Origin of the sequence: Brakhagea slesvicensis (assembly GCF_052161625.1) — a bacterium.
GTDB lineage: Bacteria > Planctomycetota > Planctomycetia > Pirellulales > Pirellulaceae > JBKCUI01.
Genome location: NZ_CP197412.1, coordinates 3,946,930 through 3,967,613, shown reverse-complemented (window position 1 = coordinate 3,967,613; position 20,684 = coordinate 3,946,930). Strand labels below are relative to the sequence as shown.

The following is a 20,684-nucleotide window of genomic DNA, read 5'->3' as shown; positions in this document are numbered from 1 at the left end:
AAAGACTCGCACTGATTTTGATTGCCATCGCGCTAGCCTCGTCCGTTGGTCAATGCGGCGAAGTCTACGTTGAACGCGATGCTTCCGGCCGGCCGGTCGGTTTGGTTCATAACGGCCCAAGCGCTGTACTGGTAAATTTCTTGAAAGACAACGCTGATAGTCTTCAAACAGTCGAAACCGTTCGATTGTTGCAACACAACGTTGATTCGGACGAGATTGAAAGTTTGAGTAAACTTGAGTCCTTGCGAAATTTGGAATTGGGGGATCATCCTGACGAGGTCAAAATCGCGCCGGAAGCGCTGTCAAAAATAGCTGCTTTATCGACTATCGAACAATTGAGCATCTTTGCAACTGGAAACGAGGAAAACTTTGATTGGCTCGATTCCTTACCTATGCTCCGTTCACTGACCCTTTCAAGCGATAAGCTCTACACAAAGGACATTTTCACACGAATTGGAAGACTTCGCAAATTAGAGAGCCTTTCCATACGTTGCAGTTTTCCGGTTGAAGACTTTTGGTGGTTGATTGCCTTGACAAATCTCGATCACCTTGACGTTCATGCCAAGGGCATAAGAACAGGTGACTTTTCCGCTTTCGCAGATCTTAAAGCGCTCAAGAGTCTTTCTATTGGTGGGCATCCTCTCTCGAATAGACAAGTCATAGCAATTTCAAAACACGTTGGGGAAAAGCTAGACTTTTTAAGTATTTGCGTTGATGGAGATTGCACGATTGAAACGTTGAGCGGCTTTTATAATCTCAATAGGCTCGTAGTGCAGCACGCTGGTTCAGGCAATCGACGGCAGAGGGTTGTTGATACCAATTTGGTGCTTGCGATTCCTGGATCGGAGTAACCGGACGCGGTCGATATTGCTCGGAGATTAAGTTACACTGCGTCTTAATCACTGAAACCCTCAGATTCCAAAAGTCCATTGATTGACCGTTAAACCAAATGCTACAGATTAAGGAGGCATATACGATGATTTGCAGAGCTTCGGCGCTGCAGAACATTCTGGAGAAAAGCGTTCGAGAACTCGGCGCTATTAGAAGAGTTGATGGTGCGGCGCGAGTTTCTATGAGGCACATCTCGTGCAATCGATGAGCTTGGACTCACTTCGGTGCAAATCGTTGATCGGTTGGGGCGTTTCCATTGTTTTGTGAGTTGGCTCAACCTCGATTTTCTGGATTGCGACGGTCTTGTAGACATCCATCGAGCTTGTCGCTCGCTTGGTGATCCTCTTTTCTTGGTACAAGACACAGTTGGACAAGGCTTAGCTCGTGTTGTTTTGGAGTGATACAAGTTCTGGTTCACTTTCTCTCGCTTTGCATCGATCACACGATAGAGCGCGATTGTGCGCTATCCTTGCAGCTCTCGCTGTTGCTCGCTTCTCTTTAAGGTCCACCGGAACTTTCGCTCCGGTCCCAAAGACCATCTCGTCGGGCGTCTGCCCTTGAAATGCAAAATGGGGAACAACCGAATTGTGCTGCTCGACGTAGAAAGCAATGAGCTTGCGCACCGAATTCGCACGATCGAGTTCGTTCAAGTACAACCACTGGTGCTTCAGCTGACGCCACCAGGCTTCGATCATGCTGTTCGATTCGATAATGTCGACCTGCGCAAGGATACGTTGGATGGTGCCATCAGAAACAAGCTCATTTACTGTGCCATTCACGTTTTCAACGTCCGAATCCATGACCGCAGAGGGTACTGTGTTTTCGGGGAGTCCCCTCGCTGCATCCTTGAGGAGTTCCGCGGTTGTACCGGTTTCGAAAGTGTCGTTCAATCTCCATGCGAGAATGCGGCGTGAGAAGTTATCGAGAATTGCGTGAAGGTACACGCGGCTGCCATCGAGCAATCGAACAATGGTTGTGTCGACATGCCAATACTTGTTCGGCCTCGTAGCTCGTAATCTGAAGCGCGGTTTCGGTGGGTAGATGCGTTTGCGAGACCGGATCCAATTTCCATTTTGAATTGCTCGGTACCAAGTCGAGGTACAAGCGTAGACCTTTCCCAAGCGCGCGGCCAACCGAGCGATTGATCCGACGCTGAGATGACGATAGTCTTCAGACTGCACCATCGATCGCATTTCGGAGCGTTCCGTCGCAGTCATTTGCCCTGGCAAAGATCTGGGACAAGACGAGACATCATCGAGTCCACATTCTTGCGCGTTCTTCCAATCGTAGAAGCGTGAAGAAGAGATTCCAATGCAGCCAAGCAATCTTGGCAATCGAACGAATCGGCTTGCACGATCAATGACTCGGAGGAGTTTTTCTTTATCGCTTCCTTGAGGTAAGCGTTGGTAGGTAAGCGAAAAGCCAGATAGCCGAAGCAAGAAAACGCACAGTCGAAGCAAAGCTTTCAATCGTGCTGTGCGTCGTTCGAGAAGGTAGACCCTCTTTTCGAGGCTCTCGACATAATCACCTTTTGCAATCAGTGTCACGACCGGTCTAGGTCGAGCCTTCGTCCAGCCATGGATCGTGGATCGAGGCACACCGATTCGTCGTGCGGTCTCCCTTCTTCCAGATTGGAAGACCAATTCCCGCAAACGGTGATCATACGAGTTCTGCTGGCGTTTAGGTGCGATTTAAAGTCATTCCTGTGAACTTGCATTACCCAGTTCATTCGAGAGCAACTACTTGTTTTTGCAGGGGCTTGGTACTGGTTATTGCTGAGGCGATTCCTTGGAAATAACGTCGACGATATCTTGCGCGAGCCAATCTCGCTCTCGCTCTCGTCCAGTAATCTCTCTGACTATACCAAGACGCTCCAAACGCTCCATGTCCTTTCCTGCTGTCGTTTTTGTGGTTTGTGTATGTTTCATAAGATCGGCAATATTCATTGCTGGCGAAGCAAATAAGGATTCGACGACTGGAAACAACCTCGTTGGTGCCCCATCGGTTTTAAGAAGGTCTTGAAAGCGAACTTGCAGATTAATCAATTCTTCACTTCGCCAGATGGCATCAAGCGTCTGAGTTCGAATAGCCTCCAAGAAAAACCCAATCCAGTCAGACCAAGCTTGACCACCTTGTTGACTGATTCGTAAAAGAAGGTCGACGTATTGCTTACGATTTTCGTTGATGTAAGCACTCATGTAGACAACAGGGTGCTCGAGCAGTTTCTCCTTTACCAGGGATCGTGAAATGAGAACGCGCCCTATTCGCCCGTTCCCGTCACTGAATGGATGGATGGTTTCGAATTGGTAGTGAGTGATCGCAACAGCGAAGAGAGGAGGGATATGGTCATGAGAGTTGTTTACGAAGGCTTCAAGATCGCGAATTGCATTAAGCAACTCATCTCCCGGAGGCATGGGAATAAAGCGAGCGTGTTGAGCTCCAGGTAGCGGCCCGCTCAAGTAAACACCTTTATCGCGAAACAAACCTGGGCGATGATTTTTGCCGCGAACGCTCTGTAACAATATAGCGTGCATTTCCCGAATGAGTCGTGATGACCATGGCAAGTCAGAATGGATCCCATGTTCGAGCGCTCGGACATAGTTCCAGCTTTCAAGACTGCTATCACGCGGATGCAATAAACGACCAGCCCCAGCCAATACAAGCTCTTCTGCCGTCGTGTGAATGTTTTCTACTTCAGAGGAAAGCTTCGCTTCTCGCATCCACAAGGTTCGCAACATTGCTGCCGCATTTCCAACACGCTTGTGCAAACCATTGATCTTCCCCAGCGCCAAGAGCGTTTCGGAATAGCGGTCGAAATGTTCTATCTGCAATGCCTTCCAATCAATTTTGGGAGGAAGAGGGTCGGGTACGAATGCCAACGTTTTTGTCTGAGTTGGGGGCGCCATTGGCCCATTCAGATACTCAGTGAGATAAGTGGCGACCAGCTTTCCGGGGAAACCCTTTTGGAAGTCTGCTTGATTCACTAGTCCAATCCTCGAAACCAACCCGCCTCGCTAATCCATAGATTTGCGTTTTTGTAGACTAGCGGCTGGTTTTAGTCAAGAAGCCTGGACTTACCTAGAGGTTGCGGAAGCTTGCCATTGCCGAAAGCCGTAAGTTCGAAGGAAATCGTGAGCGGAGCGCACTTTTTGCACTCCGAAAGGCAGCTTTGAGAATAATCGCGGCAGGCAGAAATTCCATGTCGCAAGGTCGGCGGCGACTGAGAACGCGATTCACCAGCAGGTTAATGGTCCATTCCGCGACTCTCAGACTGGCCCTGGCCGGTCTCGAACTGCGTTTCTGTTAAGCAAATTTTCCGTAACGCGGCACTCTCAGAACGACCGATCGATCCGGTCTCGAACTCCGTAAGCCCCTGCTTTTCAAGCAGTTGCGAAATCGACTTCTCCGAGAAGTTTCCTTATCAAGGTCGGTACGGGGATCGCAGGAATCGTAACACTAAAGTTGCTTTGTAACTCTTTGTGTGGTACAGTGCATTTGCAGTGTTACGAAGAGGATCACATGAAAACCACCTGGAAACAGACAGAAGCTTATCTTAACGAGACGTTGGGCCTCTGCGTACACCTGCGCGACTGGCCCGATAAGCGCAAGCTACCACTCTTCCTTCGCCAAGAATTTGACTTCGCTACAACGCACATTCTCGAGCGCCCAGTTCTGGTCGTGCATGCAAGCGAACAGCCGAACTCGCCAGCCAGCATACGGAAACAATTTGACGTTCTACAGGGGAAATTCGATGGCGACCTCGTCTATGTTCGCGATCAGATTGACGCATACCAGCGGAAAAGGCTGATCGAACAAAAGGTTGCGTTCATCGTACCGGGAAATCAACTGTACCTTCCCACGTTCGGAATCGAATTGCGGGAGTACTTTCGACAGGCCAAAATTCCTACGGACAATTTGAGCCCGCTTGCTCAAGCCACCATTCTGTTTGCGATCTATCACAAGCATGACCTTCCGATTCCCATGCAACGCATGGCGCAATGGTTGGATTGTTCGAAGATGTCCATAAGCCGTTCCTTCAGTGAGTTAGAGACGCTTGACTTGGTCACCATCGAGAAGGATGGTCGCTCGCGCGAGTTACAGCTCACACGGACTCCCAAGGAGACTTGGGAGTTCGGCACGAAGTTCTGGCGTACCCCCGTGCGTAAGAGACTGCGCGTCTTCCACGACTTTCCGATTCCCGACCGGTCTCGTGTAGCCGGACAGACCGCGTTGGCCAGTCGTACAGATATTTCGAAGGGTGCGATCCAGACAATTGCCCTAGGCCCAAGCGTCGAGAAAGAGTGTAGAGCAGAGCTTGCCAGGTTCTCTATACCCGACGATGAGTCGGAGCGCTCGATCACAGTTGAGCTTTGGCGCTACGACCCTTGTCCACTTTCCCAGGATGCCAGTGTAGATCCACTGTCACTTTATTTGTCCATGCAAGACATCCGAGACGAACGCGTTGAAGCATCGCTGGATGATTTATTGAAACGAATGCCATGGTAGAAGGACTTGACAAGTTTGCTGACCACTTTGAAGCCTACACAGACAATTATGTGCTGATCGGCGGCACCGCGTGTGATCTCGCCATGCAGCTTGTCGGGCAGAGTTTTCGGGCAACCAAAGACCTCGACATCGTATTGTTCCTGGACCAGCGCCGCGACGAATTTGTCTCTTATTTCTGGGAGTTTGTTCGAGCAGGCGGTTATCAGACTCGGCAACAAGCTGATGGCCGCCCGCAGTACTACCGATTCGGCGCTGCAGAACATTTTGGAAAAAAGTGTTCGAGAACTCGGGAGCCGCAGAGCGGCTAGAAAGTAGAGTTCAGAAAGTGGAAAGTAGAGCAGGTTACATCATTCGAGCTTGTCGCTCGCATGGTGATCCTCTTTTCTTGGTACAAGACGCAGTTGGACAAGGCTTAGCTCGTGTTGTTTTGGAGTGATACAAGTGCGGGTTCGCTTTCTCTTGCTTTGCATTGATCACACGATAGAGCGCGATTGTGCGCTAACCGCGTGAAGCAACTGATGAGGCAGGTCGCCCTCGGCAGGAAGAACTGGCGTGCGCCTGATGTACTGAGCCGAACATCGGGACGATTACTAGGCTCAGGAGGCCTTGTTGGTAATGTTCGAAGAACCGTGGCCGTCTGATCGGTCATTGTATCTAGGGAGCTGGTTGAATCGCCGAATGACTTTGGTTGGACTGGATCGACACCGAGCAACCTTCCTCTTCTCGATTACTTGGCCTGCGAATTGATGGCGAATGGTTGGTCGATCAAATACGTCCAGCGGCTGATCCTCACTTCCCACGCTTACCGCCAGATCGCAGTCTCCGATGCGATGCGCACGAGTTCGCCGCAAAAGGCTCAGTGGGCGAGCCCGCGCCGAACTTTGCATCGGTTGCGAGCCGAAGAGCTTCGCGATGCCATTCTTTCCACCTCCGGGCTGATCAACTTGGAAAAGGTGGGAAAGCCGGTGTGGCCTGATTTGAGCCAAGACATCCTCCAAACCAATCCTGCGATTCTCGACGATAACAAAGAGAAAACCAAAGGTTGGTATCCCTCGCCGCCGTCCAAGCAGAACGTGCGAAGCTTGTATTTGATTCAGAAGCGTACGTTGCGACTTCCTTGGATGGAGAACTTTGATCAACCTGAGAATGCGACCTCATGCGGCCGGCGCGACGTGTCAATCGTCGCTCCGCAAGCGCTAGCGCAGCTCAACAGCGAGCTCGCCGTGCAAGCTTCCGAAAAGATCGAAGCATCGTTCGCCGGCGACTTAGAAGGCCAAGAACAAATGGTTGTCGGATTGTTCGAGCGTATCCTCTGCCGCGCACCAACAGACTCAGAGCTCGTGCAAAGTCTTCGTCATCTCGAACAGTCTACCGTTGCTGAGTTAGCAAACGTGCTTCTCAATACGAATGAGTTTCTCTTCATTCCTTAAGGCGTTCTTCCCGTCCTGCTTAGAACAAATCGTTTAACAGTCAGCCGCAGGCGTACACGCACCGTCAGGTGTGGTTTCTAAAAGTCAGACATCCACTTGTCGGTAGAAAAAGGCGGTTCGAATCTATCGGTACATCGCTTTGTTCGCCAACCGCTCTCTAGCCGTCATCTTGCGTCCCTTCAAGCGATGGACACACAGGGAAGGCTGGCGCATTCCTACGTGTATGCCTTCGGAGACTGTGAAACGCAGAGAACGCACTAAATAGCGAAGGGGAGAGTATTCACTCTCCCCTTCTTGATCTTTCACGAATCGGATCCGCTTCGAGCGGGTCAGGGCTGGCCTAGAAGCCGCCTTGCCCGCCGCCTTGAGCAGCCTTCGCACCGGACGAAATCGCTTTGATCACATTGTCTTCGAACGTAATTCGAACGACAGACTCGCGATCTCCTACCTTGGAATCGACCATCACCTTGTCAGCGCCGCCCGATGCCGTTTCTAGCATGGCATCGACGACAGGATTGGATTGGACCGATTGAATATAGGTGAGGAGTTGGGTCAAGTTGAAACGAGCCTTGACCATTTCAGCTGGCGACGATGGCTTGGCGGCCACGCGATCGATTGTCGACTTGATCACCGTGTCGCAGTCTTTGCCCAATGCCAAGTGCACAGCCTTGGGGGTCGTCGCAATGGCCACGGTCACTTCATCGCCGAACACCTTGCGAGCCGCGTCGTCCGCTTCTGGCGGAAGGGGAACGGTCAGCTTGTGAAGGTTTGCACCGCCGTGCTTGCCCGTATTGACTTGAAGTTTGACGGGTACGTCTTTTTCCGTTGCCAAAGCCTTCGACGCTTCTGCAGCGAGAGCTTCCACTTTCTTTCCATCGGCTACGGTGAAGCTACCGACGGCATTGAGGTTTTTATCAACAGTGATATTGAGAGCCGATTCCATTTTCCCTTCGCGAGCGCTGTCCATGACAAGCTCCACGAGTCGGTTGATGAAATCCTTTGCTTTCGCGGCATCTTCAGGATTCTTCGCATTCTCTTCGATCTGCTTGAATGCAGCTTCGATCGAGGTGCTCATCGTGTCTTCCAATTGCTTCACTTCTTCGGGAGCGATCAATTGCAACGATTGAGCGCTCATCATCGAAGCGTCTTGAGGGATCCCGGCGAGGGTCGCCATGCTTCCCTTGACCTTTTCGATTTGGGCCGCGAATTTCGAGCCTTCGACAAACTTGGTCCCGATGTCAAGCATTGTCCTCTTATCGGCTTTGTTAACAGCCAGACCGATCACAAACTTTTCAGTCCCTTCGATTCCTTCTTGGAAGCTGGCCATCATTTGCTCGGCGTTCGCGCGTGCCGCTTCGGCTTGCTCTTCATCCATGTTGGGGTTGCTGGCCATCCCCTGTTCGATACCCGCTTGCATCTGGCTCATGAAGAACTGCAGGAGTTCATCCGGAATGTTTTGCGGGTTGACTTGGACACGCAAATCGTACTTGGCAACCATGCCTTTCAAGTTCTCGGCGATGGTCGTATCGAAATTCAAAACCGCATCTTCCGATTGCCCGACAACGAGCCATCCTTCTACTTTGCGAAGGTAGATCGAGTTGCCGATGTTGAAGGAATAGAGGCCATCACCCAGGTCTTCGGGTTCGCCGAAGATCACCAGTTGTTGGAAGAACTCGTCCAAATTACGAAGAGGGAGGCATGCGATGGGAGAAGGCGTTCCCGACTCGTCAAGCTCGACAAAGACTCCAGCAGGGCGCGCGGTATCGAGACCGCCCGTGTATTGCTTGATTAGTGTTGCGACCGTGCCCGCGCCGCCACCGCCTGCGATGAGACGAGCCAAGTGCTGGACGTTGGGGAGCATCGTATCGACGGGAGCCAATCCGACGACAACGACAGATGCGTCATCTTCCTCCTCGATCACGGCAGAAGCTGATTGGCTCTTCGCTCCCTGCGCATATAGCAAATCGGCTGGTGTCGGAGCTGCAAACGCAAGGGCAGCCATGACACTTGAACGAACAAACCACTTCATCTTCATTTAAGACTCCTACGACGATCAGAACTAGACTGAACAAGGGAACGCGAGCGAGCTTCGGAAGGCATCGGCAACCGAGCGAAACCAATTCGCCCCAAAACTCGGCATCTTGGAACAAAACATTATCCTCGCCCGCCAAGAAATATATCGGAGAGGAACGTGGGCTGCGAGCTGAGAACAAAGCAATTTCGGTGGTGAACCGCAGAAGGAGCACCCCGATTCAGAGAAAGCTGCTCCCGCAACGGCCGTCCATCAGGCGATGAAGGATTGTTGATGGTCGACACGGCTTCCCAATGCACTGCGCGACGATCCAACAGTGTGAGACATTCGACCAGTGTGAGACATTCGACACCAACCGCTCGGCGTTCGCGGAAGCGTAGCCAGCATTGGGGGCTAGCCTAACGGGCGAGGCGTTCGCGCAACAGATCTTAGCGCTCGCGGAAGACGATACGGCCTTTGCTCAAGTCATAAGGGGAAAGTTCAACCCTTACCTTATCCCCGGGTACAATCCGAATAAAGTTCTTTCGCATCTTTCCGGCCACGTGTGCGAGAACCTCCGATCCGGTTTCCAGCTGAACGCGGAAACGGGTGTTGGCCAATGCTTGGGTTACGGTACCTTCGACTTCGAATGCTTCTTCGTTCTTTGCCATAAATTTCTAGGGCTGAATACTGCTGGGCGGGGTCCCCCCGGCGGATGGTGTCCTGCGTCAAATAATTCTGTCGCTGTTCGCATAGTTATAGGCGAGCACGCCGACCATCGTCCACTTCAAAGAGTCTGAAAAGTACGCTTTTCTCGCCACTTTCGGGGGCTTAATGAAGAATTTACGAAATATCATGCTATCTCTTCGTGCGGATCCCGAATCCTCCGAGTTTGTCCTCCCGATTCCTCACCCAACGCATGAACCAACCCTTCACCAGTCCCTTTGTTTACGCAGCCTGCCAGCACGGCGCCGAGAAGATCCTCAAGGAATTGCTGTGCGAACCGAACGGTCCCTACCGTTTGGCCTACTCGCAAAAAGGCTTTGTCACATTCAAATCGAACTTGGCTACCCCCCCTTGGTCCCGTTCTCTACCTGAGCATCCATTAATCCGTTCGCGCGGCCATGTGCTCGAACGGCTTGAAGGGGACTTGGCTGAGCCAATGATCGATTCGATCCTCCACAAAGTGAGCCCGCTCGATTGGGAACACCTCCACATTTGGCAGCGAGACGTTGCCCAACCCGGCTGGCATGGCTTCGAACCGGGCCGGTCGGCCTTGGCTTCGTTCTTGGTCGAAAAATTCAACACGGCGCTCGACAATCTTGGCGACCCGCGTCGAGCCTCGAGCGACCACATCGCATCGGCCGACACCAAGATCCTCGAGGTCTGCCTCGACGAACCCAATCGATGGTGGCTAGCTGCGAAACCGGTTCAGTCGACCGAGGACGGCTGGGCCGGCGGGGTCTACGCACCCTCGATTCCCGAAGGAATGATCAGCCGCGCCTATTTGAAACTGGCGGAGGCCATTCGCTGGAGCGAGATGCCGATCAAACCTGGCGATCGCGTCGTCGAAATCGGCTCCTCCCCCGGCGGTGCTTGCCAACTGCTCCTCGACCTTGGTGCCAAGGTGACCGGTGTCGATCCAGCGGATATGGACGAAAGGATCGCAGACCATCCTTCCTTTACCCATTGGCGATCCCGATCGCTGCAAGTCAAACGCAAGGAGTTCGCTCCCTTCAAGTACCTGATTTGCGATGCGAATGTCGCTCCGAACTATACGCTCGATACCATCGAAGCCATCGTGACTTACCCCACCTCGCGCATCGAAGGTCTCATCCTTACGATCAAACTTTCCGACTGGGACCATGCGAAGTTGATCCCCGATCACCTAGAGCGCGTTCACAGTTGGGGATACTCCCGGGTCGATGCTCGTCAGTTGGCTCACAATCGCCGCGAGTATTGCTTGGCGGCGTTGAAATAAAGTTGATGCTGCTGGATATACATCTCAACCGACGTTGGGACTTGATAGCGTATCGAATGCCCGGACGCGATGCGCTGCCGCAACGTGCTCGAACTCAGCTCCAACTGCGGTGCATCGATTCGTTTCTGCAGTTGCAACCAACGTTCCTCGCTTACCAAACCGCGGATCGCTTCCCAGGGTGGGTCACCGAGCCCGCCTCGCGAGATGGCGCCAATTGAAATCAACTCCAGCAGTTCCTCCGGCGATTTCCACTTCGGTAGATCCTGAACCGAATCGGCTCCCATCAGCAATACCAACTCAGCATTCGGATACTCCCGTTTCAATTCTTGCACGGTATCGATTGTATAGCTCACTCCTCCTCGATCCAGTTCGCGTGTGTCGATTCGAAAAGCAGAATTACCGCCGATTGCAAGCCGAATCATTTCGACACGATGTTTTGAATCAATCGGAAGCGAGTCTTGTTTGAGGGGCGAAATGAATGCCGGAATAAAGAGAACTTGCTCCAACTCCAAGGCCTCTCGGCAGCATTCTGCCAGGATGAGATGGGCCATGTGAATCGGGTCAAACGAGCCACCAAAAATACCGATGCGTCGCATGATGATCAGCTCACTCCTAGGCGAATTCGAATATCGGAAAGAGAGAGGGTGTTGAGGACTTGCGATGGTCGAACTCCCGCGCGCCTGGCTTGGTGTATCCCATATTTCATCAGATCCAAGTTCTGGATGGAGTGTGCATCGGTGTCGATAGCGATTGTGATTCCTAGTTTCACGGCGGTCATCGTGTGAAGATCGTTCAAATCGAGCCGATGGGGATTGGCGTTGAGTTCGAGCACCTTTCCCTTTTCGAGTGCGGCCGACATGACCTGCTCCAAGTCCACATCATAGGGGTCTCGTTTTCCGATCAATCTGCCGGTGGGGTGTCCAATCATATGGACGTGGGGGTGATGGATCGCATTGAGAATCCGTTCGGTGATCTGGTCTCGAGGTTGCTTCTGGCCGTAATGGATACTTCCGATGACCCAATCGGCCTCAGCTAGGCAATCGTCGGCCAAGTCCATTTTCCCATTCTCGAGAATATCGCATTCGACTCCCTTGAAGATCCAGAACGAACCGTCCGAGTTTCGGTTGATGGCATCGATTGCTTTCCATTGCGCGCGAAGCCGGTTTTCATCCAAGCCACGCGCCATGCTCACGCGTTTTGAGTGGTCCGTGATCGCGATATAGGAAAGCCCTCGTTGCTTGGCAGCCTCCACCATTTCTTCGATCGAGTTTTCGCCGTCGGTCGCATGGGTGTGCATGTGCAGATCTCCGCGAATATCTCCAAGCTCGATCAACTGCTGAATCGTTTCGATGTTATCGGGTTCAAACTCCAACCGATCTTCGCGTAACTCGGGGGGCATCCAGGGTAGACCGAGCAACTGGTAAATCTCCTCTTCGTTCGCCCCTGCGACACGATGCTCTTCGTCTGCTGTAGCGAAAACACCGTACTCATTGATTTTGTACCCTTTCGCTTTCGCCATGGATCGAATGCGAACATTGTGTTCTTTGCTGCCGGTGAAGTACTGAAGGGCAGCACCCCAGCTCGCATCGTCGACCACTCTCAAATCGACTTGAAAGGAGTCATGGACACGTACGCTCATCTTCGTATCGCCGCGCTGAATGACTTCCTGGATCATGGTGAGTTTTCCAAAGTGATCCATCACCGCATTCGCGTCGACGCTGGTGACCAACACATCGAGATCGCCAACCGATTCTTTACCCCGTCGGTAGCTTCCAGCGAACTCGATGCGTTCCAGGGTAGGGCATTGCGACATATGCTTACGAATAAGCTGAACGAGCTTCTCCGCGGCATCGGCCAAGATCCGTGTTGCGGCTTTCTCGGCGATTTGCATGTTTGCGAGGATACTGGTTTGCGTTTTCTCCCCGAATCCTTTAAGGCCTGCGACCAAGCCGGATTCGCACGCGGATCGGAGGCTCACCAGATCGTGCACGCCCAATTCCTGAAAGAGCTTCATCGCTTTTTTGGCCCCCAGCCCCGGGATGGCCATGATCGTTCGCAACGAGGCAGGAACGGCGATGCGAAGTTTTTCGAGCTGGGGCAAATTACCCGTTTCGACAATCACTTTCGTCTTGTCCGCCAACGTTTCCCCGATCCCTTCAACGCTTGTGAGATCTCTTCCTTCGCGGATCCAAGTCGCAACGCTTTCTGACATCTCGGCGATGGCTTTCGCCCCATTGCGATACGCCCGAATACGAAAAGCATTCTCGCCCGATAGCTCGAGCAAGTCCGCCATTTCTTCAAATAGATTCGCAATTTCGACGTTTGAAATCATGACAGCCTATTCCACGCACCCCGGAGAAAAAAAACGGTCTACAATGATCATTCGAACCGGATGACATCCATCGCCCGTGTCCAAGCACCGTTATATGTCCGAAATCAACCCATACCAAGCGTCCATTTATCCAGAACCGATCGCGGTGTCCGCCCCGTCGACACAGGTGGAGTTTTCCCACATCCGCTCGTTGGGGACTTGGACACTCGTCTGCAGTGTGGCGGCTGCTCCCAGCTTTATCATTGCCACGAGTATCATCCCGCGCGGGACTTGGCCGGCGATGCTACTCGGGATCGCGATCTTCATCTTTCTTTATGTGTTGATCGACTATCGGACGCATGACAAGGCTTTTCGGAAACAAAAGGCGGTTCGGTATTCTCTTTATGCCACCTACACCCTACGGCTGATTGCTTCGATCATTTTTCCGATCGGTACCTTCATCGATCTCATGTGCGGTTTTTGTTCCGCCGCGATCGTCTCCCCGTTTCAACTTGAAATGCGCCCGGATGTTCCCGCGACCAGCATGGCATTTTTGGCAGTTTTCCTTTGGACGATCACCCATGCCATCGTCATGCATGTTGTATTGTTGATCGTTTGGGTGTTGATTTGGTTGTTCCTCAAGTTGATGCTTCAGTCGGACGAACCGCAGGAATGGAGAGCCGCGACGCCTGAAGGAAGCGAGAGAATCGTCGCTCGATAGCCGCTGCCGAAATCCGCGATTGTTCTTTCGCCCGCTATCCGACATTCCTGGGCACGCGTTACAATTTGCGAGCCTCCTAACACCCCATTTCCTTTCGATCGGAAGTTCTTTGCCGGTTGCACTATGCTCACTATCCGCTGCCCCCATTGCACCAAAGCCTATCGGCTTGCACCTGAACATCTTGGTAAATCGGTACGCTGTCAGGATTGTTCCCAGGTGTTCGAAGCGACAGAAGAAACAACTCCCGCTCCGATTGCACCGTTGTCCGCTTCCCCGCCACCGATTTCGCCCCCACCTTCGTCCCATTCCGGGCAGGCGGCTTTTCCTATCAATCGCACTTTTCAATCCCCCTCGGGTAAGCAAGGGGTTTCCGACCAGATCGATTACACCATTCACGGGGACGACTCTCAGTTCGTCGAAGTGACGCTTGACCCAGGTGAGACGGTGATTGCCGAGTCTGGAGCCATGATGTACATGACGTCGGGCATTGAAATGCAAACCGTTTTCGGCGACCCTTCGAGCAGCGGTGGTTTTTGGAACAAAGTGGTCTCGGCTGGGAAACGCGTTCTCACGGGCGAGTCACTCTTCATGACGACTTTCACGAACAACAATCCTCGTGGTCGTGAACATATCGCGTTCGCCGCGCCGACGATCGGTCGGATCACTCCCATGCATTTGGATCAAATGGGAGGAGAGATCATCTGCCAGAAGGGAGCTTTCCTTTGTGGAGCAAAGGGGCTTCAAGTTTCGATCGCATTCCAAAAGAAGATTGGCGTGGGATTGTTTGGTGGTGAAGGTTTTATCATGCAACGCATTCGCGGAGACGGCATCGCGCTGGTCCATGCAGGGGGCGCGATGGTTCATCGCGTGCTCGCGCCGGGCGAAAGGATCCGCCTGGACACCGGTTGCTTGATGGCACTTGGGCCCACAGTCGATTACGACGTGCAGTTTGTCGGCGGTTTTAAAAACACACTCTTCGGTGGCGAGGGGCTGTTCATGGCGACAGTGACAGGCCCAGGTCCTATTTGGCTTCAAAGCCTTCCGTTTTCCCGGTTGGCATCCAGCATTGTTTCCGCCGCGCGGGGTACCAGCAAACATGCCGAAGAGGGCTCCGTACTCGGAGGCCTCGGACTCGGCAGCTTACTCATGGGTAATCAAGAATAAATTACCTGGCCTTTCCTCCCTCAGACGAAACCTTCATGTCAATCCCCCACACCCCATTGCACGGTCTTGTCGCTGCAACGCATACCCCTTTCCACTCCAACGGCGATCTCCATTTGGAAGTCGTGGAGAAGCAGGCGGCACATTTGGAAGCCAATTGCGTTCCCTTTGTCTTCATCGGCGGGACAACAGGGGAGTGCCATTCTTTAAGCTTGGACGAACGCATTGCTCTTGCCAAACGCTGGATGGAGGTCACGCGAGGCTCTTCGATTCAAGTCGTGGTCCATGTGGGAGGCAACTGCCTAACCGATGCATGCACCTTGGCCCAACAAGCTCAGAAGCTTGGTGCGATCGCTGTGGCAGCCTTTAGCCCGAGCTACTTCAAACCAAACTCCGTCGATACGCTGGTTCAATGCATGGGGCAAATCGCCAGTTCCGCCCCCACGCTACCTTTTTATTTTTACGACATTCCATCCATGACCGGCGTTCAACTTTCGATGACTTCGTTCATGGAAAAAGCGTCCGATGCCATTCCGAATTTGGTGGGACTGAAATTCACCAACTCCGACTTGATGATGTATCAAGAGCTTCTGCATCATCCGCGCGGCCCATGGGACATACCCTTCGGATGCGATGAGGCCTTACTAGCGGCCTTGAGCCTCGGTGCCAAGGGTGCGGTCGGGAGCACGTACAACTTCGCCGCTCCCATCTACCATCGCCTTCATGCCGCCTACCAGAGAGGCGATTTGGAAGCAGCGAGACTCGAGCAATATCGCAGCGTTCTGCTGGTGCGCAAGCTCTTCAGTGTGAGCTATGTCGCGTCGGCGAAAGAGGTCATGGACATGGTTGGCGTGCCGATTGGACCTCCACGTCTTCCATGCAATCCGATTTGCGACGCGACCAAGAAACAACTGCGAAGCGATCTCGAGTCCATGGGATTCCTTGACTGGATCCAACGCTAACCATCCCTTTGGGATCAGATCGACCATGCGAATAGCTTACTTCGATTGCCACAGCGGAATCAGCGGGGATATGACCCTGGCGGCACTTTTAGATGCAGGTGCGTCGCTCAGCTCGGTGCAGCAAGTTGTTCATTCCATGGGTTTATCCCAAGTATCGATTCGATCGGAGGCTGCAACGCGGAAGGGATTTCGAGGTCAGCATTTGGTCATCGAACATCCCAAAGAGCACGCGCATCGCAATTTGCTCGATATCCTCGCATTGATCCGGCGCGCAGCGATGAGCAAAAACGCTGCCGAGATCGCCCATCGACTCTTCGAACGACTCGCCAGAGTGGAAGCGAAAGTGCATGGGACAACGATCGATCAAGTCCACTTTCACGAGGTGGGTGCGATCGATTCGATCGTCGACATGGTAGGCGTCGCCGTGGCTTGGGACGAACTCGATATCCATATGGCCGTCGCTTCGCCGGTTCCAACAGGGAGCGGGACGGTCAAAATTGCTCATGGCATCGTTCCGTTGCCAGCTCCCGCGACCGCCGAGTTACTTCGGGATATTCCCATTGCTCCATGCGGGCTACCCTTCGAGATGACCACACCCACCGGTGCGGTTCTCTTGGCGGAATTGGTATCCGAATATGGCCCAATGCCCGCGATGCAAGTCAACCGCATCGGTTACGGAGCGGGAAGCCGAGAGGTCCCCGATCGCCCGAATCTGCTTCGGATCCTTATCGGTCATGCGATTCCGACGCGGGCCGTTTCGGAGGATTCCGATAGGGTCTGGGTTCTGGAAACGAATCTCGATGATGTGAGTGGTGAGCGGATCGGATTCGCTATCGAGGCTGCTTGGAGAGCCGGGGCTTTAGACGTTTTCACCACTCCAATCCAGATGAAGAAACAACGCCCCGGCGTCATGCTAACTGTCCTGTGCAGGCGCGAAGATCGCCAAGCCATGGAGGCGGAGTTGTTCCGTCACACCGGCACGTTAGGTATTCGGATACGCCAGCAAGCTCGGTTGGTGCTCCCGCGCGCATCGATCGGTGTCGATACGCCATGGGGGTTGGTGCGAGGCAAAGTGTCCAAACTTCCGACCGGGGAAGTCGACTTCTCCCCCGAGTATGACGATTGCTGTTGGATCGCCAAGGAACACGGGATGCGGTTGCAAGACGTTGTGGACGAAGTTGTCCGCTCCTATCGCGCGGAGGAATCGCTGCAACCACAGCATTCCCTGCCACCGGAACAAAGGGAGTCACCGGCGGATCCCGTCCTACCAGCCATCGCACCAGCCATCGCATCCCCCGAAAATCAAGCCGTGTCGCTGAATCTAGAATTACAACAAGCAGCGATGGAAGACCAGGATCGTTTAGCCATCGATCGAGATACCTTTTATCGATGGGATAGTGCCCCATGGCCTCGCGATGAAGACAGGGACTTGCCCTGATCGATCATTCGGGTGAGTACATTGCTCCGGCTTGTAGCGTTGACAACGGAAGTGACGGGGAGCTGGAGGCAGAACGTCCGTTTGCATACGCCTAGCCATACCGCACTTGAAAGCCCCGAGACGCTATACTGAACCAGTGGATCTCGCTTTCCCCTTTTCTCGATATCGAACCCTTTCGCGATGTCTATTTTTTCGAATCGATCCGGTTGGATGACCTGCCTTGCGTTCGCTTGCGGAGCCGCATCGGCACCTTGGGTGGTCGCGGAGGAGCCTGCAAAACGATTCTTGGAACGACTGCGGGAAGAGCAGCTCTACGACATAGGTATCCAATACCTTGAGATCGCGGAAAAAAGGAATCGGATTCCGGAAAGCCTTCGACTCGATTTGCCGTTGGAGAAGATTGGTCTTTTGCAGGACTCGCTCCTTACCTTGCAAAAGCCCGATCAGATCGAGACGAGGATGGGGCAACTCGAAGAGCAACTCCGCAGCTTCCTCACTTCCGCAGGTTCCCACCCTCGCAAAAGCGAGGCCCAGACACGATTGGGAGATTTGCTTCGCGATCGCGCAGCGTTTGCCTTTCAAGAGAGCAAAAAACCAGAGAACTCCGCCAAGTCCGAAGAGTTAAAAGAAAAAGCGCGCAAAGGGTACAACGATGCCATCGCCCTCTATGTGAGCATCAATGAAGAGCTCAAACCGATCTTGCAAAATCTTGCCGGTAACCGAGCCCAAACAACGGAAGACAAGGCCCTCAGGGATCGCTATCAGGAAGAATACCGGCAAGCCGAGATCTTGCACGCCAAGACACTCGAGTTCTTGAGCCAGACCTACCCAGATGGTTCATCCGACTGGAAGCAATGGCTTGAAAAATCCGAAGCCAAACTCAGTGAGATCATTGAAAAGACAACCACCTCTTCTCGCGAAGCCGGGCGACGCATACTTTGTTTGCTGTATCGCGGGCAAGTCCAAGCGAAGCTCGGCAAAGGAAAGGAAGCGAGAGAGAGCTTCACCCGTGTGACCGAGATCAACGAAGCAGGTATCTTTCGAACTTGGAAAATCGAAGCGACGGCAGGGCTCGTACGATTGGAGTTGGCGCAACAACCTCCGAAATATGAAGCAGCCATCAACTTAGGAGAAGAACTTGCCAAAACGCTTTCGGCCCAGGAACGAAGCGAACCGCAGGGCATCGAGTTGCAACTGGCATTAGCAGATGCGCGTTTAGCGTATGGTAAAACGCTTAACGAAGGGAAGGACGGAAACCTCTTTCGCAACAACCGCAAAGCTGCCCGCGAGACCTATCAAAGTCTGTTGAAAATCAGCGGGCCACACAAGGAACAAGCCGCGAAGGGTTTGTCCGAATTGGGGTTCGACACCGCGCCAGCCAACGACGAGGCGTTGCCCGACACGAAAAGTTTTCAAGAAGCGACTGCGGCAGCCAAGACGCGACTGGAGCGGGCCGAAAATAGCGAACGCACTCTCCCCATCCTGAAGCAGCAAAATGCTTCCGCCGACGACATCGACAAACTTGCTGCAGACGTCGCGCGGGATCGCGAACAGGCCATCGCGCTCTATCGCCGATCGATCGAACTCTATCGCGAGGCCGATGGTCGCGAGGCTTTGCTGGAGAGCAAGTACTTTCTGGCGTATCTCTACCTGCGAACCGATAAGATCTGGGAAGCCCTGGCCGTCTCGCAAGCCGTCCTGCAGGCCGATCGCAATACGGACAAAGCTGTCCAATGCGGCGAATTTGCGTTGGTCTCCCTCTCTCGTCTCATCGACGCAACACCGAAAGATCAACAAGCGGGCCTGATACCGACCTTGGAAAGTATCGCCAAACTCTTGCTCGAAATCGCTCCGGGTACCGACGCGAGCCGCAATGCGGTCGATGTGCTTGTCACCCTGTCCATCCGCGAGAAAAAGTACGAGGACGCCGAGCGCTATGTCGAAATGTCAGGCGGAAACTCGACCGGCGGAGCAAGCCTGTTGGGGCAGATGCTTTGGCGCGACTACCAATTGCGCTCAGCGGACCATCGAACCAACAAGACGGAGGAAACCGCCGAGGACAAGGCCCTTCTCGCGAAAGCCGAGTCCCTCCTCCAAGGAGCTTGGGAGAAGCTCTCTGCTAACAAGGCCGATAGCGTCTCCATCCATGGAGCCAATGCCCTTGCAGCCATCTATCTTGCATCCGATCGCATCGACGAAGCCAATCAAATTCTCAACGATCCTAAAAAAGGAACTTTGACGTTGATGGAGGCGAACGACAAACTGGAAGCCAAAGATAGGCTGGAAGCCTTCAAACTTCGATTACAGGCTATGGTGCAGGCCGCGGGACAACCTAATGGAAAACCGCTTGATCCTCAGCAATTGACGGCAACGGTCGATCGCATGAAGGCCTTGGCAGGTACCGACGACACCTTGTTGACCAACGCCCTGCGAAACTTGGCCTACTCGATTACGACCAAAGTTGCACAGACCAGCAGTTTGGAGGATCAGGCGCGATTAGGGGGAGCGCTAGGTGTGTTGGTGCAACAGCTTGTTGCGCTCACGTCCGATATCAGCGTCCTCGATTCAGCAGGCAGTTCTGTTTTCGTTTTGGCTAGCAACTTGCAAAAAGTACCCGGGCTCGCCGTCCAAGCAAAAGAGTTGATGGAGATCGCAGACCAAGCGTACAGCAAGATCGCAGCCAAGTCCGTAGAAGAGATTGCGGCAGCGAATCGCAAGCCGGAAGAGTTTCAAATGCGGATCGCGATGGCCCGGGCAGGTGCTGGAAAATATGAAGAGGCGCATAAGATCTTTGTCGATGCTTTGAAACAAACACCGATGAACGTGACGTTTCAAATTGCTGCCGCAAAGAATCTGCAGGCCTGGGGAGGCAACCGCGACAAAGATTTGCTCTACAAAGCTTGGGCGGGAACCGAGCCCAACGAAAAAGGTACCAATACGATTTGGGGTTGGAATCGGATCGCGCAACTCACTGCAACACGCGTCAAGGAAGAGAGCTTCCGCGACATCTACTTCGAAGCTCGTCTCAACATTGCGACATGCCAACGAGCAAGCAGTTTGCTGGAGACCGATCCCGAAGCCCGTAAGAAGGAACTCAACCGGGCCATGACCGTTATACGTCAAACCAAAGTACTGCACCCCAACTTTGGAACCCCAGAATTCAAGTCGAAATTCGAGCGGCTGGAAGCGGAAATTCAACAGGATTTGAATCGCTAACGATTCCCCTGATCCACTTCACACGACGCTACAACCCAATCCAACTTACCCCTTGC

General features: G+C 53.2%; 16 protein-coding genes. 10 read left to right on the top strand and 6 right to left on the bottom strand.

What is annotated here, in order from left to right; genetic code table 11:
- Positions 1-140 precede the first annotated feature (140 nt).
- Positions 141-851, top strand: a complete 711-nt coding sequence (locus SH467x_RS15100; protein WP_482367941.1) for a leucine-rich repeat domain-containing protein — start codon at positions 141-143, stop codon at positions 849-851.
- A gap of 417 nt (positions 852-1,268) precedes the next feature.
- Here the strand turns inward: SH467x_RS15100 and SH467x_RS15095 are convergent, their stop codons facing one another.
- Together SH467x_RS15095 and SH467x_RS15090 are read right to left on the bottom strand one after the other, a co-directional pair.
- Positions 1,269-2,489, bottom strand: a complete 1,221-nt coding sequence (locus tag SH467x_RS15095; RefSeq protein ID WP_482367940.1) for a DDE-type integrase/transposase/recombinase — start codon at positions 2,487-2,489, stop codon at positions 1,269-1,271.
- Positions 2,490-2,660: 171 nt separating this feature from the next.
- On the bottom strand, positions 2,661-3,875 hold the full coding sequence (locus tag SH467x_RS15090; protein WP_482367939.1) for a Fic family protein: 1,215 nt from the start codon (positions 3,873-3,875) through the stop codon (positions 2,661-2,663).
- A gap of 535 nt (positions 3,876-4,410) precedes the next feature.
- Between SH467x_RS15090 and SH467x_RS15085 the strand changes: the two genes are divergently transcribed.
- From SH467x_RS15085 to SH467x_RS15075, 3 genes are all read left to right on the top strand, one after another.
- Positions 4,411-5,397: a hypothetical protein gene (locus SH467x_RS15085; protein ID WP_482367938.1), complete on the top strand. Its 987-nt coding sequence runs from the start codon at positions 4,411-4,413 to the stop codon at positions 5,395-5,397.
- On the top strand, positions 5,391-5,705 hold the full coding sequence (locus tag SH467x_RS15080) for a hypothetical protein (protein ID WP_482367937.1): 315 nt from the start codon (positions 5,391-5,393) through the stop codon (positions 5,703-5,705). The genes SH467x_RS15085 and SH467x_RS15080 overlap by 7 nt, the downstream gene beginning before the upstream one ends.
- A 339-nt stretch (positions 5,706-6,044) precedes the next feature.
- Positions 6,045-6,827, top strand: coding sequence for a DUF1553 domain-containing protein (locus SH467x_RS15075; RefSeq protein ID WP_482371379.1), 783 nt, complete (start codon positions 6,045-6,047; stop codon positions 6,825-6,827).
- Between the two features lie 340 nt (positions 6,828-7,167).
- Here the strand turns inward: SH467x_RS15075 and SH467x_RS15070 are convergent, their stop codons facing one another.
- Both SH467x_RS15070 and infA read right to left on the bottom strand, forming a co-directional pair.
- On the bottom strand, positions 7,168-8,862 hold the full coding sequence (locus SH467x_RS15070) for a hypothetical protein (RefSeq protein ID WP_482367936.1): 1,695 nt from the start codon (positions 8,860-8,862) through the stop codon (positions 7,168-7,170).
- Between the two features lie 425 nt (positions 8,863-9,287).
- The gene (infA, locus tag SH467x_RS15065) at positions 9,288-9,509 is read right to left on the bottom strand and encodes a translation initiation factor IF-1 (protein WP_482367935.1); all 222 of its coding nucleotides are present in this window, start codon (positions 9,507-9,509) and stop codon (positions 9,288-9,290) included.
- Between the two features lie 248 nt (positions 9,510-9,757).
- Between infA and SH467x_RS15060 the strand changes: the two genes are divergently transcribed.
- Positions 9,758-10,819, top strand: coding sequence for an SAM-dependent methyltransferase (locus tag SH467x_RS15060; RefSeq protein WP_482367934.1), 1,062 nt, complete (start codon positions 9,758-9,760; stop codon positions 10,817-10,819).
- On the opposite strand, the gene nadD is transcribed toward SH467x_RS15060, so the two are convergent.
- Together nadD and polX are read right to left on the bottom strand one after the other, a co-directional pair.
- Positions 10,780-11,415 carry a nicotinate (nicotinamide) nucleotide adenylyltransferase gene (gene nadD / locus SH467x_RS15055; protein WP_482367933.1) on the bottom strand — a complete coding sequence of 212 codons (636 nt, stop codon included), beginning with the start codon at positions 11,413-11,415 and terminating at the stop codon, positions 10,780-10,782. The genes SH467x_RS15060 and nadD overlap by 40 nt on opposite strands.
- A 5-nt stretch (positions 11,416-11,420) precedes the next feature.
- Positions 11,421-13,151, bottom strand: coding sequence for a DNA polymerase/3'-5' exonuclease PolX (polX, locus tag SH467x_RS15050; RefSeq protein WP_482367932.1), 1,731 nt, complete (start codon positions 13,149-13,151; stop codon positions 11,421-11,423).
- Positions 13,152-13,227: 76 nt separating this feature from the next.
- Between polX and SH467x_RS15045 the strand changes: the two genes are divergently transcribed.
- From SH467x_RS15045 to SH467x_RS15025, 5 genes are all read left to right on the top strand, one after another.
- Positions 13,228-13,851, top strand: coding sequence for a hypothetical protein (locus tag SH467x_RS15045; RefSeq protein ID WP_482367931.1), 624 nt, complete (start codon positions 13,228-13,230; stop codon positions 13,849-13,851).
- A 123-nt stretch (positions 13,852-13,974) separates the two neighbouring features.
- Complete coding sequence (locus tag SH467x_RS15040; RefSeq protein WP_482367930.1) at positions 13,975-15,015, top strand: TIGR00266 family protein; 1,041 nt, start codon at positions 13,975-13,977, stop codon at positions 15,013-15,015.
- Between the two features lie 35 nt (positions 15,016-15,050).
- On the top strand, positions 15,051-15,974 hold the full coding sequence (locus SH467x_RS15035; protein ID WP_482367929.1) for a dihydrodipicolinate synthase family protein: 924 nt from the start codon (positions 15,051-15,053) through the stop codon (positions 15,972-15,974).
- Between the two features lie 25 nt (positions 15,975-15,999).
- Positions 16,000-17,412, top strand: coding sequence for a nickel pincer cofactor biosynthesis protein LarC (larC, locus tag SH467x_RS15030; protein ID WP_482367928.1), 1,413 nt, complete (start codon positions 16,000-16,002; stop codon positions 17,410-17,412).
- Between the two features lie 180 nt (positions 17,413-17,592).
- The gene (locus SH467x_RS15025) at positions 17,593-20,628 is read left to right on the top strand and encodes a hypothetical protein (RefSeq protein WP_482367927.1); all 3,036 of its coding nucleotides are present in this window, start codon (positions 17,593-17,595) and stop codon (positions 20,626-20,628) included.
- Positions 20,629-20,684: the final 56 nt, after the last annotated feature.

What these genes read in the sequence shown, in the direction of transcription:
- SH467x_RS15085 (WP_482367938.1), top strand. Translation starts at nt 4,411, where the DNA reads ATGAAAACCACCTGGAAACAGACAGAAGCTTATCTTAACGAGACGTTG.
- SH467x_RS15080 (WP_482367937.1), top strand. Translation starts at nt 5,391, where the DNA reads ATGGTAGAAGGACTTGACAAGTTTGCTGACCACTTTGAAGCCTACACA.
- SH467x_RS15070 (WP_482367936.1), bottom strand. Translation starts at nt 8,862, where the DNA reads ATGAAGATGAAGTGGTTTGTTCGTTCAAGTGTCATGGCTGCCCTTGCG.
- infA (WP_482367935.1), bottom strand. Translation starts at nt 9,509, where the DNA reads ATGGCAAAGAACGAAGAAGCATTCGAAGTCGAAGGTACCGTAACCCAA.
- SH467x_RS15060 (WP_482367934.1), top strand. Translation starts at nt 9,758, where the DNA reads ATGAACCAACCCTTCACCAGTCCCTTTGTTTACGCAGCCTGCCAGCAC.
- nadD (WP_482367933.1), bottom strand. Translation starts at nt 11,415, where the DNA reads ATGCGACGCATCGGTATTTTTGGTGGCTCGTTTGACCCGATTCACATG.
- polX (WP_482367932.1), bottom strand. Translation starts at nt 13,151, where the DNA reads ATGATTTCAAACGTCGAAATTGCGAATCTATTTGAAGAAATGGCGGAC.
- SH467x_RS15040 (WP_482367930.1), top strand. Translation starts at nt 13,975, where the DNA reads ATGCTCACTATCCGCTGCCCCCATTGCACCAAAGCCTATCGGCTTGCA.
- SH467x_RS15035 (WP_482367929.1), top strand. Translation starts at nt 15,051, where the DNA reads ATGTCAATCCCCCACACCCCATTGCACGGTCTTGTCGCTGCAACGCAT.
- larC (WP_482367928.1), top strand. Translation starts at nt 16,000, where the DNA reads ATGCGAATAGCTTACTTCGATTGCCACAGCGGAATCAGCGGGGATATG.
- SH467x_RS15025 (WP_482367927.1), top strand. Translation starts at nt 17,593, where the DNA reads ATGTCTATTTTTTCGAATCGATCCGGTTGGATGACCTGCCTTGCGTTC.